Raw genomic sequence first — 14,436 nt, 5'->3', positions numbered from 1 at the left:
ATCATCGGGCAAACGCATGGTTGATTCTAGCCTATCTCGCTTTGTTGAAGACGAGGGTGGAGCTGTCGCCACGCTTTACGCCCTCGGGCTCTTTGCACTCATTGCCGTCGCAGGTGTCGGTTACGACTATGCCCGGATGGCGGGAATGCACACCGAATTGCAGAACGCCGCTGATCAGGCAGCGCTGGCAGGTGCCACGCAGCTGGACGAGGAATCCGGAGCCTGTTCGCGCGCGGCCACTGCGGCGGCGAACCTGCTGACCAATGAAACGCTGTTAGGCGAACTCGAAGGCGGAAGCCTCGCTGTAACCGTTGCCAACGAGACGACCTGTGATGCCACTGGGCTGATCCGCTTCTGGCAGGATGCTGACAAGACCACTCCGGCCACCAGTGATGCCAATGCCGATTTTATCGAGGTCATCGTCAACGGCCGGACAGCAGATTACGCGCTTACGCCGATCATCGGACTGTTCGATTCCGGCGCGCTGAACGCGGCTGCGACTGCCGGACTTTCGTCCGCCGTCTGCGAGGTTCCGCCGCTAATGGTTTGCATGCCATCAAGCGGCTTGGGGTCAATTGTCGAAGGCATGGGAATCCGGGCGACAAGCCACACTTCGGGCAATTCCTGGGGGCCGGGAGATTTCGGGTTCCTCGAGGTCGGGACGGGCTCGATCCAGGATCTGGCGAAGGCGATGGCCTACGATGAAGTGCCCTACGATTGCGCGAGAATTACCGGCAACTACCCGGAGACCGGTAATGCGCAAATGCTCTACGAAGCGGTCAATACGCGGTTGGATATCTATCCGCAGGGCAACGATGCACCCTTGAACACTTGCCGGTCTGGAGCTTGCCCGGCTTCGAACCACAATGTGAAGGATGTAGTGAACACGCACGCTAGTCCGAGCAATGACAACCAATGCCGGTTAGGCAGCCAGGGCTGGCAATTGCCCACCAACCGTTTCTATCCCGATGCGATCGATGCCGCTGATACGGTTTTCACGACCAAAGACAGCGATGGCCTGATCGACGCGATGGGCTACTCGCGCGACCTTTGCCATTACAACAGCTACAATGGCGGTGATTGCAATGGCGATGGCCTGGCTAGTGGCGCCGACCGGTTCGGTGATGGCGACTGGCCACGTGCCGACTATTTCGCCACCTACCATGGCGGCCTCGGCTCAGCTGGTGTGCCATCAGCTGCATCGGGCTGGTCGAGGTACGAAACCTATCTCTGGGAACAAGGCCAGCTTCTGGACAGCCTGGGCGCGGTCGTGACTCCGGCTGGGACAATACCGAGCGGCAACGGTCAACGAGCGGGCAGGGTCTGCTCGCAAGGTGCGCCTGGTCCGATCGACCGGCGACTTCTGACCGTCGCTGTAGTGACCAATTGCAACACCCTGAGCGGAGGTTCGACAGCTGTCGAAATCGGCGAGTGGTACGAGATGTTCCTTGTTGAGCCCGTCGTTGATGACAGCGTGGAACGTGCCAATGGACGCGGCAATGACGAGGTCTATCTCGAAGTTGTCGAAGTGGCCCAAGTCGGCAGCGATGGCAGCGGCGGCGGCTCGCAAGCGGTGCGGAGGGATGTGCCCTTCCTCGTGCGATGATGAGCTGGTGCCGTAATCTCTTTGCCGACCGGAATGGTGCAGCTGCCGCGGAAATGGCCCTTGTCATGCCCCTGCTGGTCGCGCTGATGTTCGGCGGGATGGAGGCGGGCTACTTCTTGTGGAGCGAACATAAAGTCATCAAGGGAGTGCGGGACGGCGCGCGGTTTGCAGGCAGGCAAGCCTTCTCCACCGTCGACTGCACAAGCGGAGGCTTCACCGATGCTGCCGTCGTAACCGCGATCAAGAACCTGACAAGGACTGGCACAGTCGATGGAACCGGGCAGCCTACGGTGCCCGGATGGGACGACAACGCAACAGAAGTCACCGTATCGATCAGTTGCGATTCCGGCACCACCACGGGTATCTATTCGAATGAGCCCGAAGGTGCGCCGCGGGTTACCGTATCGGCGAGTGTATCCTATCCATCGTTGTTCGGCCCGATCGCATTCGACCTGTCGAGCATCGACCTCAATGCCGAGGCCGAAGCAGCAGTAATGGGCTTGTGATGTCGGTGCGCCGCTTCATCCAGGATCGCAAGGGAGCGAGCGGGGCCGAGTTCGCGCTGTTGTTGCCGATCGTCTTGTTGTTCCTGTTCGGGATCATCGATGCCGGCAGATATGCCTGGGAGTTCAACAAGGCGGAAAAGGCAACGCAAGTTGGTGCGCGTCACGCGGTTGTCACCAACCTCGTCGCCAGCGATTTGGCTGCCTACAGCTTTGCGGTGCAGGGCGGCATTCCCCAGGGCACGGTTGTACCGATCACGGCGTTTGGTGGCATCAGTTGCAGCGATTCCGGCGGTGGAGCTTCCTGCGCTTGCACGGATTCTACGGCCTGTGCCTTCGGGACTACCGCCGATGATGCAGCTTTCGGAAGCCTTGTGGAGCGCATGCGGCGGATAATGCCTGCTGTGAGCAGAGAAAATGTCGTAATTACATATTCTTGGTCCGGCCTGGGGTACTCTGGAGATCCGAACGGTCCTGACGTTCATCCATTGGTCAATGTCCAACTTCAAGACATGGACTACTCACCGCTTACTTTATTCCTTTTTGACGTGGATGTTCCTTTGCCTTCAGCCAGCTACACTTTGACGCTGGAAGACGGTACAGGAACAGAGTCGGACGGATGATGACGAAAGAAGGCTTTAACTTGGATGTTACAAACAGCGAATTGGCCTCTTCCCGAGGCCGATTGACGATTGTCGCATCCGAAGCTGTCATCGGTTCGTTGCAGGCGCAGCTTGTACGCGGCACATCGCACGGCTTCGAATTTTGCGAACTCGATCCGGCGCAGCCGATACCGGCAGATGTAATCGACAAGGCAGACGCCATCGTCGTCGAAGTCGTTCCTCAGGATCCGCAGTCGACGAGACGCATCGCGCAAGTTCACGCTCGGCGCCCTGATCTGGCGCAGATTGTCGCCATGGCCGATGCGAGCGTTTCAACCGTGCGCCAGTTGCTTCGCGAAGGTGTGTCCGACGTCCTGTCACTTCCGTTGCAGCTCGAGGAGTTGCTCGATTCAGCAGCCAACATATTCTCGAGCAAGCGACCGACGCCGGCCGCAGAGATCGAACTGGCGCCACTGGTCGCAGTCTTGCGAGCACAGGGGGGTGAAGGCGCAACAACTCTTGTCACACATTTGGCGCAACAATTCGCTGAGCAAGACTCGCTTGGCAAAGGCGTCTGTATCATCGATCTCGATGTCCAGAGTGGTAGCATTGCGCCCTTCCTCGGGCTCACTCCACGGCGCAGTATCGAAGACCTTCTCATGTCAGGCGCCCGGCTCGATCGTGCCATACTGAAGTCTGTTGCCATCGATCGCGGCAATGGCGTCAACCTGATCGCCGCGCCATTCGAAATCGAGCCGTTCGAGCAGATCGACATATCACAGGTTCTGAAGATAATTCAGCTGGCTCGCAGGGAGTTTGATGTCGTCCTGCTCGACCTGCCCGCGAACTGGACCAATTGGAACTTGTCCGTTTTGCTCGAGGCATCACAAGTGCTGTTGGTCGTCTCATTGCAGGTTGCAAGCCTGCGCCAGGCCAAGCGTCGTATCGAGCTATTCAAGTCCGCGGGCATCGGACCCGACAAGATTGGCATCGTAGTCAACCGGGTGCAAAAACGGCTGTTCAGCAACATCGACCTGAAGGATGTCGCTGAGACACTCAGATCAGAGGTCCTGACGAGCTTGGCCGACGAAGGTTCCAGGATCACAGATGCGCAAGACCAGGGCCTTCTACTCCCGGAATTGCATAGCAAATCGAAGTATGGCGGAGGAATCGAGAAACTTGCGCTGAACCTGCTGCAGCGGTTCGGAAAGGTGCCTAAGTCATGATCTGGCAAGTCAAGCGAGGCAAGTCCGATGCAACTGTTGACGAGGGACAGGAGAACCCTGTGCCGGTTGAAAGAGATTTGCCGATTGCGCTGGTCGAAGAGAACTCCGAAGATGTTGATCGCTGGCTCAGCCTGAAGTCCGTGATCCATCGCAAGCTCCTCGACCGCATCAATCTGACGATGCTCGACAAGCTTTCGCGTGAACAGATCGATGCCGAGGCCGGAGGCATCATTCTGGACATTCTGGCGGAAGAGGACGCAGCGCTGAATGCGTCCGAGCGTACGGCTCTGGTCGATGAAGTGCTGGATGAATTGCTTGGCCTCGGTCCGCTGGAGCCGCTTCTGGCAGACGAAACTATCAATGACATCCTTGTCAACGGGTACGATCGGGTCTTCGTTGAACGCGCTGGTCTGCTTGAGAAGGTGTCGGTCCGCTTCCAGGACGAACGTCATCTGATGCGCATTATCCAGAAGATTGTCAGCGCCGTTGGACGCCGCATCGACGAATCTTCGCCCTACGTGGATGCTCGTCTGGCGGACGGGTCGCGCGTCAATGCGATTGTGGCTCCCCTGGCGATCGATGGTTCGTTGTTGTCGATCCGCAAGTTCTCCAAAAAGCCCTACAGCCTCGATCGGCTTGTCGACATAGGCAGCATCCCTTCGCAGGTAGCGGAGGTGATGAAAGGCGTCGTACGGGCGCGTCGCAACGTGTTGATTTCAGGGGGTACGGGCTCAGGCAAGACCACGCTGCTAAATTCGCTGTCGGCATTTATCGAAAATCGTGAGCGCATTGTGACGATTGAAGATTCTGCCGAACTGCAATTGCAGCAGGATCACGTTGCCCGGCTGGAAACTCGTCCGCCCAATATCGAGGGACGCGGCGAGGTCTCCCAACGGGATCTGGTCAAGAATGCGCTGCGAATGCGACCTGACCGGATCATCGTTGGCGAGGTGCGTGCCGGCGAGGCTTTCGATATGCTCCAGGCAATGAATACTGGTCACGATGGCTCCATGACCACCGTGCACGCGAATACTGCCCGGGATGCTTTGTCGCGCCTCGAGCAGATGATTGGCATGAGCGGGATCGACATGCCGACGAACTCGGCGAGAGCGCAGATTGCCTCCGCTATCAATGTGGTCATCCAGATTGCCCGATATTCCGACGGGCGACGACGTCTGGTGAGTTTGTCAGAAATCACCGGCATGGAAGGCCATGCGATTAGCATGCAGGAGATCTTCAAGTTCCATCAAACTGGCCGCGCGGAGGACGGAACGGTCCTTGGCCGGTTCGAAGCGACTGGCATCAGGCCCAAATTCCTCAATGCAACCCAAGAGCATGGGATTGAACTTGCGCCGGAGCTCTTCAGGCCTGGGTTGGGTCTCGAATGATAGAGTTCCTCGACAGCGCCATCGGTCGGTTCCTGTTCCTGCTGGTGATCTTCGCCTCGGTGTTTCTGATGTCGCAGGTCGTATTGCGCGTAGGTGTTCAGAACCGAGCACATTCCGCAGCCATCAACAAACGCCTGAAGATGTTTGCCCAGGGAGCTGATCGCGAGCGCGTCCATGCGGTAATTCTAAAGAATGACCCCAACCGTGGTCCGGAATCTGCTGGTATTTGGGGATCGTTGATCAGGAATCTGCGCCGCAACCTGATGATGGCAGCATTGCCGATCGGGCCGCTGCAGGTCCTCCTCTACATGGCCATCGCGTTCATCACCATGACGCTTGTGGTACTGGTTCTGGCCTTTCTATCCGATTTCGTTCTGACTGTGGGCGTTGTCCAGGTGATCGTGGCGTTTTCGGCTGCCGCATCGATCGGCATTCCCTTGCTCGTCATTAGCTTTCTAGCCAACCGTCGGCACCGGAAGATGGAACAGCAGTTTCCGGTCGCACTTGATATATTCGTGCGAGCCCTACGGTCCGGTCACCCGGTTGCTTCGGCAATCGAACTTCTGACCACGGAAATGGAAGACCCACTTGGCAGTGAGTTCGGTCTTGTTGCTGACGAAGTCTCTTACGGTGCGGAATTGACCGAGGCGCTTGATGCGCTGGCTGAAAGGTGGGATCTCGACGACATCCGGATGTTCGTTGTTTCGCTCTCGCTGCAGAACGAGACGGGGGGGAACCTGGCCGAGGTTCTTGAGAATTTGGCCGTCGTGATCCGCGAGCGCCAGACCCTTTATCTGAAGGTGCGGGCCCTGAGTTCCGAGGGCCGGATGACTGGCTGGCTGCTGACTGCCTTGCCGATCATCATGTTCGTGATGCTGTTCATGCTCAATCCGCCCTTCTATCTGGAAGTGGCAACTGACCCGATCTTTTACATCAGCTTCCCGGTGCTGATCGCCTGGTACTTCGTGGGCGTATTTGCGATCCGCAAAATGATAGACTTGGAGGTCTGATATGCTTGAATTTATCGCTTCCAACGATGTCGCGCGGATAGCCGCACTCTTGCTCATTTTCTTCATCGTACTCGCTGCCGGTCTTGTCGGGGGACAATATGTCCAGCGGCGCGCCAATGTTCGCCGGGAGCTGAACATGATTGCCGAAAAGGCGATGCGGCCCGAGAACCATCAGCGTCTCGGACAACAGCGGGATGGTGCCTGGTTCCGCTTGCTTGAGAAGATCGAGAAGTCCGGATTGAGCCTGGCTGACTCGCGCGGAGACGAACTGCGCCAACGCCTGATGGCTGCCGGTTATTCATCACCAAGTGCGCCGCGCGTTTTTACCTTAATCAGGGTCGTCCTGGTTGTCCTGCTGCCAAGCTTCCTGTTTCTCGCGATTGGCCTTAGCGGGCAGGAACTCAGCTTGGTGAACACCTACCTGCTCGGCGTCTTGTTCGCCGTCATCGGTCTTTATCTGCCGAATCTCGTCGTGTCGGCCAAGAAGAGCCGCAGGGAAGAAGAGATCAGGCGCGGCTTTCCCGACTGCCTCGATCTCATGTTGGTTTGCGTGGAAGCCGGACTGGGGCTGGAATCCGCAATGGACCGTGTCGGTCGCGAGATGCTTCGCGCGCATCCCCTCGTGGCGCAACTGTTGTCGGTCGCGACCTTGCAGATACGGGCAGGCTCCACTCGCGAAGCCGCCCTGCGCAAGCTTGGCGAGCTGAGCCAAGTCGATGAAATTCGTAGTTTCGGAACTCTCTTGATACAGTCCGACAAGATGGGGACCAGCGTGGCCGATACCCTGAGGGTATATGCTGCCGAAATGCGCGAAAAGCGGAGATTGCGTGCAGAAGAGCGGGCGTACCGCCTGCCAGTGCTCATTTCGATACCACTGGTGGTCTGCATGTTGCCGACAATGATTGGCGTTCTCATGATTCCTGGGGTCGTGAGAGCCGTGCGAACGTTGTTCCCAGCGCTAACAGGGGGATGAATTATGAAAAAGGCTATCAAGCTTGGAGTGGTCGGTGCCGTCGGACTAACGCTGTCAGGGTGCGGAGTTTTCGGTGGCGGTCACACCGTTCGCGCTGATGTTCAGCAGCAAATGGAACTGGCTACGCAAGAAGCCGTTGCCGAGATCAATCTGGATGTCGGTCGCGAGAACCTGCGCAATGGAAACCTTGCAGCAGCAGCGCGCTACCTGACTGAGGCTCGCGAGCACCCTTTGACGCGCGCCGAAGCAACAAATGCCCTAGGCGTGGTCTACGCGCGGCTGCAACGGCTTGACGTTGCGCGGAGGTATTTCGCCGAAGCACTGGAAGCTGACCCGCAGAATGCGCTCTACAGCACGAACCTTGCCCGGTTGGAACGGGACGTGAGCTTTGCCATGCAACGAAGGGCGGATAATGCAGCGCGTGAACCGGTAGTGGCCGCAGTCGAAGTCGAACCCGAACCCGTTCCTGCCCCGCGGCCGCAATCTCCTGTCTGGGTTGAGCAACAGGCATCTGCTCGTCTGGAAATAGCGACCCCTGGCGTGATTCAGGTCCGTACGTCTGAAGGCACGCGGCAGCGCCCGGAGATCCAGGTCTTCGCGGCTGGCGGAATAGTGCAGGAAATTGCTCGCGCCGATGTGGATGATGACGAGCAAGAGCAACCGTCCGCTGTCACGGGACCTCGCGTAATCGAGTATCCGATCAGACGTGAACTGTGAGCTTTCCGGCTGAAGTGAGCCTCTGGGCTTGCTTGGGGCTGGCACTCTTGGCCGCGATCTGGGACGCGCGTAGTCGCAAGATACCCAATTGGCTGAACTTGCTTATCGCAATCGCGGCCCTGACTTTCGCGGTCCTTTCAGGAGGCTGGGCAACCGCCGGTTCTGCAGCCATCCACGCAGTTATCGCACTCGTCTTGGGAGCGGGCTTGTTTGCCATCGGCTTCATTGGGGCTGGTGATGCCAAGATGTACTCGGCAACTGCGTTTGCCTTGCCTCTCCCATCTGCATTGCCGATGTTGGGCTGGACCTCGCTGGCCGGCTTCATCCTGCTCGTCGGAATGCTTGCAACCCGTTGGATGGCCGGCAAGCCCTTGCGACAGGATGGCAAGAGCTTCACGGTTCCTTATGGTGTGGCGATCGCTGGGGGACTTTGGCTGACTCAGCTGAGCTGAGGGGATTGGAGGATGGCGGCAAGTTTTGCCGAGCGGATTTCGCTTCAGCTATTGCCGTATCGCAAGACGAGCTTCTTGAGTTTGCCTGCCGCGAACAGTGGCACGACGACAGACAGTACGATGCCGCCCAGCGAACAGATCGCGATCCAGATTGCCATGGGCGTACCGCCAGCCTGGTAGAGACCATAGAAGACGGGGGCGGTCAGTATGAGCCCACGGATTTCGTTCGCCACGAGCAGCACTGCAAGTGCCTTTCCCGCGAGTTCGAGGAAGATGGAAATGTTACCGCTCATGCCTAAAGGCTAGCGGCTAGTGGTTAAGTATCGATTGACGGCAAGCTCTTCGGGGTAGCGCGTTGACCGTTGATGGATCTTCAGGCGCTTGGGAGCGAGCCACCGTTCAGCAGCAGGACTTGCGTGATAATATCTCGATCCTGCTTGCAGATGCGCGTGTCGATAGAAACGACGGCCCCGCCGGTCCTGATCTGTCGCTCATAGAAGTTCCTGGCGACGGAATCGACATCGAAGTCCGAAAGTACCTTGGTGAGGGCACCGCCTGCGGCACCGATCACGCCGCTCAATGTGGCAACCGAAAAGAACGCAGATGCGGCCAGGGTTCCTGCAGCGACCAAGGGACCAACTCCGGGTATCGCAACGATACTGAGTCCCAACATGGCACCGGCGATACCACCACCGGCTGTCGCTGTGACAATTTCGAGCCTGCTGTTCCCTTCCGGGTGCAGCAAATTTTCGTCGAAAAACTGGCTTGCCTGTGAAAGTATGCAAAATGCATTCTCTGAGATGCCGAGCTCCACCATGCTGGAGATTGCGGATTGCGCTTTGTCACGCGACGCAAAAATGGCTGTAGCTACATGTTCCTTGCATTCGCTCTCTGACTTCAACGCATCGTTGAACTGACCTGCGAAGGTGTTTCTCTCAGCCTCAGAGCTAAAGATGGCACGCAACCCCGCATCCTGGCGCAATCTCAACGCGCTCGGCGAAAGTTTGTCTTTGTGCAATGTCCTGAGTAGTTGGCTGACCGTTGAGGGATGAAGGTACTGGTCGGTGGCTCGGTTGATCCAACGAGCATAGTCCGGACGCGCATAGTCCTGCCGCAGGAAATTAAGGGCATTGAATTGCGTCGCCTTCACGACGTAGCATTGGCAAGGTTTTATTACGTCTGCCATGTCTGACATTTACAATGCATCCATCGTCCTAGCCAGATATTACCGTCGGCTGTCTCTTGTCGGCACGGATTCGCTTGTCTTGTAGGGTTGCAGTCGTTGTTCGGATCGACGCCCATTCGCGAGGGCAGGCCGGTGGCGCATTGGGAAGAAGGGGGCCTGTCAGACCAAGTACACCAGCTGGAGGAATTGACCTGACCAGCTGAAGCAGGGGGCTATGCCTCGCCCCAGAAAGCCGGCCAGGCTCAGGTTCATGAGGAAGGCGCTGAAGCGGCACGGCTCGCCCGAGCCTATCACCACCGATGGACTGCGCTCCTGCAAGGCTGCCTGCAGACTCCCTCAGGATATGGCGTGTGCCAATTCCTCGCCCGAAGTCGCGAACCGGTAAGGCGTTCTCTCTCATGCAAGACTCCGACTTTGCGGACGACTAAGTCTCCTCGCCAATGATGTCGTATGATTCATCATGTGGGGAAGAAGGTGCTGGCGAATTGCGGTGCGACCGGCGGGCCGTACTCGCGGTATCGTGCTGCGGCGCGCTGCTGCTTGCTGCGCCTGCCGCGGCCGCGCGTGCGCACCGTGACCCGGTCCGTGCCGGGCACCTCTCGTTTTTTGACGATCGGCCGATGCTGGACAAGTCCGGCAAGCTACCAGCCTACCGTCCGCCTGCCGGCTTTCGCGGGGGGAGCGGTCTGTCCAGCGTGGATGAAGAGCGGCTCAGGTACATCATGCCCTTCATGACATAGCCAGCGACACAAGCGAGGGAGAGGGAACATCGTCGACGCATTCAACCAGCCGGGAGCGCAGGGCTTCTTCGCGCCGCAGCGCTTCGATGCGCAACTGGCCGACTGCGAAGTCGTGGGGACCATCCCGTCTGACATGGACGGTGTTTTCGTGCGCGTTGGCGGGGAATGGTATTATCCGCCCAAGTTCGCCGACGATGCCCCGCTGCACTCCGACGGCTACATCACCGCCTTCCGCATCAAGGACGGCAAGTGCGCGTTCAGCGGTCGCTATGTCGAGACGCCGCGCTTCCGCGCGAACCTTGCCGAAGGGCGGCAGCAGTTCGGCTATTATCGCAATCCCTTCACCCATGACGAGAAAGTGCGCGGGCTGGATGCCACGGTGGCCAATACCGCGCCTATTGCCCACGCCGGCATGCTCTTCGCGCTGAAGGAAGACTCGCTTCCCTACCGCATCGACCCGGCTACCCTGGGCACCATGGGGCCGCACGATTTCGGCGGCGGCTACAATAGCCAGACCTTTTCCGCGCATCCCAAGATCGACCCCATTTCCGGGGAAATGCTCACCTTCGGCTACGAAGCGACAGGCCTCGCCAGTGACGACCTGTTCTACTACGTGATCGACCGCCACGGCAGCGTGACGCGCGAAGTGCGGCTGAAGGTGCCATATGTCTCTGTCGTCCACGACTGGGCGGTGACGCAGGACCACGTGCTGTTCACTTTCGGCGGCTACACCACCAGCATGGAGCGGCTGCGCGACGGCCAGATCCACTGGGGCTGGGACCGCACCCTGCCGAGCATGGTCGGCATCATGCGCCGCGATGGCGACGGCAGTGACCTGCGCTGGTTCCGCGGGCCCGAACGCTGCATGATGCACACGCTCAACGCGGTGAGCGAGGGCGACAAGGTCACGCTCTACGCGCCCTTCTACGATTCCAACTTCTTCCCCTTCTTCCCCAATGTCGATGGCAGCCCCTGGGATCCGTCGAAGGCGCATGCTTTCATCCGCAAGCTGACCTTCGACCTGTCATCCTCCAGCGATACCTGGGAGGAGGAAATCCTCTTCCCCACGCAGGTGAGCGACCTCGGCAAGATCGACCACCGTTACCTCACGCTGCCGGCCCGCTATGCCTTCACCAATTTTGCCGATCCCACGCGCCCCTTCGACGAGGCGCGGGCAGGCAACGTGCGCGGCCGCGTGTCGAACAGCTATGGCCGGTTCGACATGGAGACGGGCCAGATGGACAGCTATTTCGTCGGCGACACGCACAGCCTGCAGGAATGCAGCTTCGTGCCGCGCCGGGGCAGCGAGGCGGAAGGTGACGGCTACCTGATCGGCACCGCTTCCAACCTTGCCGAACTGCGCACCGAGCTTGTCATCGTCGATGCCCAGCGCCTGTCCGAAGGCGATATCGCCCGCGTCATCCTGCCGTTCCGCGGCGGGCCGCAGGTCCACGGGGCCTGGTACGACGCCGAGGAACTGCCGGGGCTGATGCCGATGTCGGCCGGGGCCGGAGCAGGGCAAGCCGACCACGCAGGGGCAGCGAACTACGATGCCAGCCTGTTCACAAACCCCGGAGGAGGGCAGTCATGATCGACCGCAGAAACCTGCTTGGCGGAGCTGCGGCAGCCGCCGGTGCAACCGCGTTCGCCGTCCGCAGCAAGAGCGTGGCTGCACAGGACACGCCCACCGACGAGCTGATCCGCGACAAAAACGGCCTGCAGTACCGCTGGGCCTTCTCCGTCAGCGTCTTCTTCCGCGAGCGCATTACCATCGACTCCCCTTACCGGCGCGCCTTCGTACCGGCCATTGGCGGGGATATCTGGGGTCCGCGCCTGACGGGCAGGGTGGTGCCCTATGGTGGTGCCGACTTCGGTGGTGGCGGCGGTCCGCTGGATGCGCACTACATGTTCCAGGCCGAGGACGGGCACTACATCTACATCAACAATCGCGGCTACATGCGCCGTATCGGGGCAGACCCGGCAGACCAGGTCCGGCGCGAGGTTGGCCCGGTGAACGCCGATGGCAGCTTCAGCCAGGAGTTCATCTCCGGCTCGAACGACCAGGTGCCGCTGCGCATGCGTACCTCGCCGTTCTTTGATGCCCCGGTGAACAGTCCGCACGCCTGGATGAACAGCACCCTGTTCATCGGTCACGGCCTGCGGATGGTCGATCCCGACCGCACCATCTTTACTTACTACGAGGTGTTGTGATGGAGCGGATGTCCGTAGCTGCCGACCGCGGCGAAGAATTTGTCGCTGACCTGGGCTTCGAGCCTGCCTTCACCGTCACGCTGGAATATGCGCCGGCGGAGCGGTTTCATTCCCCGCGCGGGGACCGCATCTTCAAGCGGATCGACGGCGGCACCATTTCCGGCCGGATAAACGGCACGGTCTACCCTGACGGTGCCGGCGAATACTCGCTGGGCCGCGAGGACGGCGTGATCGACGTCGACGGCCACGTGTTGCTGCGCGACGACAGCGAGCAGGGCGAATGGCTTTACTTGCGCAATATCGGTTACCGGCGGCCCGACGGCTATTACCGGGTCACCAGCTGGGTCGACGCCGACGTGCGCGGCCAGCACGACTGGGTACAGGGCCTGTTCTTCATCGGCGTGGGCCGCCCCGCTGCTGACGGGCGCAGCATCACCATCACCTACTACGAAGTGACCTGAGCGAGCCCGGGGGAGAGGAATGACAATGAAGACCTTCACAACGGCCCCGCGGTGGCTGAACCGGCTGGCCCCGGCAGCTGTCCTGCTGGCAGCAGCGGGCCTTGCCGGCTGCGCGGGTGAGGCCGGACAGGAAGACACGGCCGATGCCGAGCAAGCACAGGCCTGCGACGCCCAATGCCTTGAAGCGATTGCCGACCAGTACCGGGCGGCATACCTGGCGCACGATCCATCGCGGGCTCCCTTCGCGGGGATCGTGCGCTACACGGAAAACAATATCGCCATGCCCTTTCCCGACGGGACCTGGGACACGGTGACCGAAGAGGTTGGCCCGGCGCTGACCCTGTCCGATCCTGAACTGGGCACCGTTGCCGTCTTCACCGCGATCCGTCAGCGCGAGATCCCCGGCTTCCTGGCCATTCGCCTGAAGGTGGAAAGCGGCGAGATTACCGAAGCCGAACATATCATCTCGACAAGTCGCAACCTCAGCAGCCCGCCGACACCAATCGGCGAGGTGGACGAATATGTGCACGAGCCGAATATCGACCAGGTCGTGCCCGAAGGAGAGCGCCTGTCGCGCCAGGAGCTGGCGGCCCATGCCAACGGCTACTTCGATACCCTGCAGCAGAACGACGGCGAGATCCGCGGCACCTGCTTCCATCCCGAAGCGACACGGCGCGAAAACGGCCTGCTGTTCACTGACATCCTGGGTGGCTTCGAATCCGGTCGCTACCTGTTCAACAACCGCGTTCGCCGCGACGTCATACTGATCGACGAAGTTCGCCAAGTCGCTCTTGCGAGGGGGTTTATCGATCACAAGGGTGTGCTCGACGGCTACACGTTGACCGATGGCACCCCTGCCACTTCCATCTTCCAAGAGCCGCAAAGCTGGGGTCTTCTGGAGATGTTCAAGGTTGAAGACGGCTGCATCTCGGCCGTCGTCGCAACGTTCTACCAGGCGCCGTACTACTCGTCCTCGCCTTGGGGAGAGCCGGTCGTCGATTGGTCAGACAATGAAGAATGAAAAATCACAAATAGAGGGAGCGTTTAACATGAGCACAGTTTCTACAAGACTGTTCAGGGGGTCGGCACTGGCGCTAAGTGCGTCCGTCCTTGCCCTGGCAAGCAACCCTGCCATGGCGCAGGATGAGTCGGCCGACGAGGAACAGCCGCGCAACGTCATCATCGTGACGGCGCAGTTCCGCGAGCAGGCCCTGCAGGATACGCCGCTGGCGATCACCGCGGTGACTGCAGAGGAACTGCAGGCCCGCAGCCAGACCGACCTTGCCACCATCGCCGACAGCGCGCCGAACGTGCAGATCCGTCCGCAGACGGCCGCCTTCGGTCCCTCGGTGACGGCCTCG

General features: G+C 59.8%; 16 protein-coding genes and 1 pseudogene. 15 read left to right on the top strand and 2 right to left on the bottom strand.

The annotated features are described in order from the left end of the window. Positions 1–16 precede the first annotated feature (16 nt). The 9 genes from AAEO60_RS10065 to AAEO60_RS10025 are packed head-to-tail and all read left to right on the top strand — an operon-like array spanning position 17 to position 8,477. Entirely contained in the window at positions 17–1,606 is a 1,590-nt protein-coding gene (locus AAEO60_RS10065; RefSeq protein WP_341673584.1) for a TadE/TadG family type IV pilus assembly protein, read from the top strand. Then, the gene (locus AAEO60_RS10060) at positions 1,603–2,112 is read left to right on the top strand and encodes a TadE/TadG family type IV pilus assembly protein (protein WP_341673583.1); all 510 of its coding nucleotides are present in this window, start codon (positions 1,603–1,605) and stop codon (positions 2,110–2,112) included. Before AAEO60_RS10065 ends, AAEO60_RS10060 begins: the two co-directional genes overlap by 4 nt. Then, positions 2,112–2,732 (top strand): TadE/TadG family type IV pilus assembly protein, encoded by a 621-nt coding sequence (locus AAEO60_RS10055; RefSeq protein WP_341673582.1) that lies wholly within the window; start codon positions 2,112–2,114, stop codon positions 2,730–2,732. The genes AAEO60_RS10060 and AAEO60_RS10055 overlap by 1 nt, the downstream gene beginning before the upstream one ends. Next, a complete protein-coding gene (locus tag AAEO60_RS10050) occupies positions 2,729–3,937 on the top strand; it encodes a CpaE/TadZ family protein (RefSeq protein WP_341673581.1) in 1,209 nt (402 codons plus the stop codon). The genes AAEO60_RS10055 and AAEO60_RS10050 overlap by 4 nt, the downstream gene beginning before the upstream one ends. After that, a complete protein-coding gene (locus tag AAEO60_RS10045; RefSeq protein ID WP_423970224.1) occupies positions 3,937–5,325 on the top strand; it encodes a TadA family conjugal transfer-associated ATPase in 1,389 nt (462 codons plus the stop codon). Before AAEO60_RS10050 ends, AAEO60_RS10045 begins: the two co-directional genes overlap by 1 nt. Beyond that, on the top strand, positions 5,322–6,335 hold the full coding sequence (locus AAEO60_RS10040) for a type II secretion system F family protein (RefSeq protein ID WP_341673580.1): 1,014 nt from the start codon (positions 5,322–5,324) through the stop codon (positions 6,333–6,335). The genes AAEO60_RS10045 and AAEO60_RS10040 overlap by 4 nt, the downstream gene beginning before the upstream one ends. Position 6,336: 1 nt before the next feature. Further along, positions 6,337–7,308 (top strand): type II secretion system F family protein, encoded by a 972-nt coding sequence (locus AAEO60_RS10035; RefSeq protein WP_341673579.1) that lies wholly within the window; start codon positions 6,337–6,339, stop codon positions 7,306–7,308. Positions 7,309–7,311: 3 nt separating this feature from the next. Continuing rightward, positions 7,312–8,025, top strand: coding sequence for a tetratricopeptide repeat protein (locus AAEO60_RS10030; protein ID WP_341673578.1), 714 nt, complete (start codon positions 7,312–7,314; stop codon positions 8,023–8,025). Continuing rightward, the gene (locus AAEO60_RS10025) at positions 8,022–8,477 is read left to right on the top strand and encodes an A24 family peptidase (RefSeq protein ID WP_341673577.1); all 456 of its coding nucleotides are present in this window, start codon (positions 8,022–8,024) and stop codon (positions 8,475–8,477) included. The genes AAEO60_RS10030 and AAEO60_RS10025 overlap by 4 nt, the downstream gene beginning before the upstream one ends. 44 nt (positions 8,478–8,521) lie before the next feature. Here the strand turns inward: AAEO60_RS10025 and AAEO60_RS10020 are convergent, their stop codons facing one another. Then, positions 8,522–8,770 (bottom strand): hypothetical protein, encoded by a 249-nt coding sequence (locus tag AAEO60_RS10020; protein WP_341673576.1) that lies wholly within the window; start codon positions 8,768–8,770, stop codon positions 8,522–8,524. A gap of 80 nt (positions 8,771–8,850) precedes the next feature. After that, a complete protein-coding gene (locus AAEO60_RS10015; RefSeq protein WP_341673575.1) occupies positions 8,851–9,663 on the bottom strand; it encodes a hypothetical protein in 813 nt (270 codons plus the stop codon). Between the two features lie 229 nt (positions 9,664–9,892). On the opposite strand from AAEO60_RS10015, the pseudogene AAEO60_RS15810 reads away from it, so the two are divergent. The 6 genes and pseudogenes from AAEO60_RS15810 to AAEO60_RS09990 form a co-directional block, all read left to right on the top strand. Next, positions 9,893–9,994: pseudogene (locus AAEO60_RS15810) on the top strand (IS6 family transposase); the annotation flags it as partial. Between the two features lie 437 nt (positions 9,995–10,431). Then, on the top strand, positions 10,432–11,994 hold the full coding sequence (locus AAEO60_RS10010) for a carotenoid oxygenase family protein (RefSeq protein WP_341674672.1): 1,563 nt from the start codon (positions 10,432–10,434) through the stop codon (positions 11,992–11,994). Continuing rightward, positions 11,991–12,614 (top strand): DUF3237 domain-containing protein, encoded by a 624-nt coding sequence (locus AAEO60_RS10005; RefSeq protein ID WP_341673574.1) that lies wholly within the window; start codon positions 11,991–11,993, stop codon positions 12,612–12,614. The genes AAEO60_RS10010 and AAEO60_RS10005 overlap by 4 nt, the downstream gene beginning before the upstream one ends. Next, positions 12,614–13,075 (top strand): DUF3237 family protein, encoded by a 462-nt coding sequence (locus AAEO60_RS10000; protein ID WP_341673573.1) that lies wholly within the window; start codon positions 12,614–12,616, stop codon positions 13,073–13,075. The genes AAEO60_RS10005 and AAEO60_RS10000 overlap by 1 nt, the downstream gene beginning before the upstream one ends. 25 nt (positions 13,076–13,100) lie before the next feature. After that, a complete protein-coding gene (locus AAEO60_RS09995; protein ID WP_341673572.1) occupies positions 13,101–14,096 on the top strand; it encodes a DUF8021 domain-containing protein in 996 nt (331 codons plus the stop codon). A gap of 112 nt (positions 14,097–14,208) precedes the next feature. Continuing rightward, positions 14,209–14,436 (top strand): hypothetical protein (locus AAEO60_RS09990; protein ID WP_341673571.1); only part of this gene is annotated, 228 nt, incomplete at its 3' end.

Origin of the sequence: Aurantiacibacter gilvus (genome assembly GCF_038289935.1) — a bacterium.
In the GTDB taxonomy this organism is placed as follows: domain Bacteria; phylum Pseudomonadota; class Alphaproteobacteria; order Sphingomonadales; family Sphingomonadaceae; genus Alteraurantiacibacter; species Alteraurantiacibacter gilvus.
The sequence above is the reverse complement of the archived record's forward strand: the minus strand, read 5'-3'. Positions and strand labels throughout refer to the sequence as shown.

What these genes read in the sequence shown, in the direction of transcription:
- AAEO60_RS10065 (WP_341673584.1), top strand. Translation starts at nt 17, where the DNA reads ATGGTTGATTCTAGCCTATCTCGCTTTGTTGAAGACGAGGGTGGAGCT.
- AAEO60_RS10060 (WP_341673583.1), top strand. Translation starts at nt 1,603, where the DNA reads ATGATGAGCTGGTGCCGTAATCTCTTTGCCGACCGGAATGGTGCAGCT.
- AAEO60_RS10055 (WP_341673582.1), top strand. Translation starts at nt 2,112, where the DNA reads ATGTCGGTGCGCCGCTTCATCCAGGATCGCAAGGGAGCGAGCGGGGCC.
- AAEO60_RS10050 (WP_341673581.1), top strand. Translation starts at nt 2,729, where the DNA reads ATGATGACGAAAGAAGGCTTTAACTTGGATGTTACAAACAGCGAATTG.
- AAEO60_RS10040 (WP_341673580.1), top strand. Translation starts at nt 5,322, where the DNA reads ATGATAGAGTTCCTCGACAGCGCCATCGGTCGGTTCCTGTTCCTGCTG.
- AAEO60_RS10035 (WP_341673579.1), top strand. Translation starts at nt 6,337, where the DNA reads ATGCTTGAATTTATCGCTTCCAACGATGTCGCGCGGATAGCCGCACTC.
- AAEO60_RS10030 (WP_341673578.1), top strand. Translation starts at nt 7,312, where the DNA reads ATGAAAAAGGCTATCAAGCTTGGAGTGGTCGGTGCCGTCGGACTAACG.
- AAEO60_RS10020 (WP_341673576.1), bottom strand. Translation starts at nt 8,770, where the DNA reads ATGAGCGGTAACATTTCCATCTTCCTCGAACTCGCGGGAAAGGCACTT.
- AAEO60_RS10015 (WP_341673575.1), bottom strand. Translation starts at nt 9,663, where the DNA reads ATGGCAGACGTAATAAAACCTTGCCAATGCTACGTCGTGAAGGCGACG.
- AAEO60_RS10005 (WP_341673574.1), top strand. Translation starts at nt 11,991, where the DNA reads ATGATCGACCGCAGAAACCTGCTTGGCGGAGCTGCGGCAGCCGCCGGT.
- AAEO60_RS10000 (WP_341673573.1), top strand. Translation starts at nt 12,614, where the DNA reads ATGGAGCGGATGTCCGTAGCTGCCGACCGCGGCGAAGAATTTGTCGCT.
- AAEO60_RS09995 (WP_341673572.1), top strand. Translation starts at nt 13,101, where the DNA reads ATGAAGACCTTCACAACGGCCCCGCGGTGGCTGAACCGGCTGGCCCCG.